The sequence below is a fragment of the Bradyrhizobium sp. genome (genome assembly GCF_036009065.1).
Taxonomy (GTDB): Bacteria; Pseudomonadota; Alphaproteobacteria; order Rhizobiales; family Xanthobacteraceae; genus Bradyrhizobium.
Genome location: NZ_DASYMN010000116.1, coordinates 1 through 1,889, shown reverse-complemented (window position 1 = coordinate 1,889; position 1,889 = coordinate 1). Strand labels below are relative to the sequence as shown.

Here is a 1,889-nt window from a genome sequence, read left to right as displayed (position 1 = left end):
CACCCCCTTGCGGGGACCGTTCGGGCCTTCGGCCGGCGCGCCGGCCTACTATGCCCTTTGCTGACTTCTGCACCGCGGTCAGGGGGCCTCTCGGCTCCCTCAGTCCCGGGGGACACGGTGCAGATCTCCTGGGGTAAGCCCAGTGTCCTTCCTCGCACATCCGCCGGATTTACAGTCTCGGCCCTTGATGGATATGGACTTCGCGACCGTCAGCCCGCTCGTCCGGCCGATGCTGCCTCATATCCGGTTGCTGTTCGTCGGATCGCGATTTCGCTCCACGCTTCCTTCAGACGGTCCCTCGCGGTTCCGCCCTTGCGCTTCACTCGTGCTTCACCTCCATCAGGTTGCACAGGGGACTTCCACCCATAGACGTTAAATTAGCGCTTGATCCGACGCGTCGCGGTACGTTTTTTGGGGCAGATGCAAAACACAGCATCGCTCCCGATGGATCAGTTTGACGCGTTGCTGCGGCGACTTCCGGCCACGCTTGATCTCGACGACCTCGCCCGACAAACCAAGGCGATCAAGCGCAGGCGCGCGCTCGGTAGCGGCGCCGACCTGCTGCGTCTGGCGCTGGCGCGCGGCCCCGGCGGCTTGTCGCTGAGCGAGACAGCCGCCTGGGGGACGATGCTCGGCGTCGCTGAGATGAGCGACCCAGCGGTGAAGTATCGTCTCGACAAAGCGGTCGAGTTCTTGGATGCGGTGATGGTCAGCCAACTGGCAGACCAGGCTCCGGGCGCGGCCGTGCGGTGGAGCGGACGTAGCCTGCGCGCCAGCGACGGCAGCTGCTTTTGCCAGCCTGGCAGCAAGACGACCCGTTGGCGGCTGCACGCGGTCTACGACCTCGGACGCGGTGGCTTCTCGCATTTCGCGCTGACCGACAAGCATGGCGCCGAGACGATCAATCGCGGCGCCCCCATCCCGGGCGAGATACGGATTGGCGACCGTAATTTTGCCCGTGCCCCGAGCCTGCACCGCTTCCGCCAGCGGAGTGCTGAGCAAGCCGATTTCATCGTCCGGGTGGGTTGGAATGCCTTCAGCCTGACCCGCCAGGACGGATCCGACTTCGATCTCATCACGCATCTCGGCACGCTGCCGGCCGACATGGCGCCGCACGAAGTGATGGTGCGCGCCAAGGTTGGCCCGCTGGATCCGCCGTTGACCCTGCGCCTGATCATTCAACGCAAGACAGCGGAGGCGACCGAGGCTGCCCGCAGGCAATTATGCAGCGCGGCATTACGCAAGCAAAAGGTGCTCGATCCGCGTAGCCTGATCGCCGCAGAGTTCATGATCCTGGGCACCTCGTTGCCAAATGAGGGTTATCCGGCCGAGGAACTGCTCGCGGTCTATCGTTTGCGTGGGCAAATTGAACTCGCGTTCAAACGGTTAAAATCGCTGCTGCACAGGGACCGTATTCCGACCCAAACCGAGCGGGCATCACGTAGCTGGCTGACCGCACATCTCATCCTCGCCTTGCTGTGCGACGACCTCGGCCAGGAATTCCTGGCATCTTCCCCCTGAGAACCTGCTCGACGCTGCCGACACGCCTTCGCTCTGGCGCGTGTGGGATATCACCCGGCGCGTGGTGCTGATCGCCGTCATCGGCCGCATCGCTCTCGATGATCTCCTGCAGGCAGCCGCCAATGTGCATCGCCGCCTCGCCCATCCCAGACGAAAACGAAAGCCCCATGTCTGCTATCCGCTGCGTGGCTAATTTAACGCCTATGGGACTTCCACCCCCAGACTGCTGGACATGCCCAGCACACAGCACGCTTCGCGCCGCCAGGGCGGGCGGCCTGACGGCCCGCTCCTTGACCGCGACCCAGCCACAGACCGTCGCGATATCAGGCGCCCGCTGCCGGATGAGAATTTGCGGCCAGGCCTCTTGA

Annotated in this window: 2 protein-coding genes; both read left to right on the top strand. The window is 64.2% G+C overall.

The annotated features are described in order from the left end of the window. The first annotated feature begins 444 nt into the window (after positions 1-444). On the top strand, positions 445-1,521 hold the full coding sequence (locus tag VGP39_RS07515) for a transposase (protein WP_414644590.1): 1,077 nt from the start codon (positions 445-447) through the stop codon (positions 1,519-1,521). A 61-nt stretch (positions 1,522-1,582) separates the two neighbouring features. Continuing rightward, a complete protein-coding gene (locus tag VGP39_RS07510) occupies positions 1,583-1,714 on the top strand; it encodes a hypothetical protein (RefSeq protein WP_327567475.1) in 132 nt (43 codons plus the stop codon). Positions 1,715-1,889: the final 175 nt, after the last annotated feature.

Coding starts and splice junctions, on each gene's coding strand:
- VGP39_RS07515 (WP_414644590.1), top strand. CDS start 445: ATGGATCAGTTTGACGCGTTGCTGCGGCGACTTCCGGCCACGCTTGAT.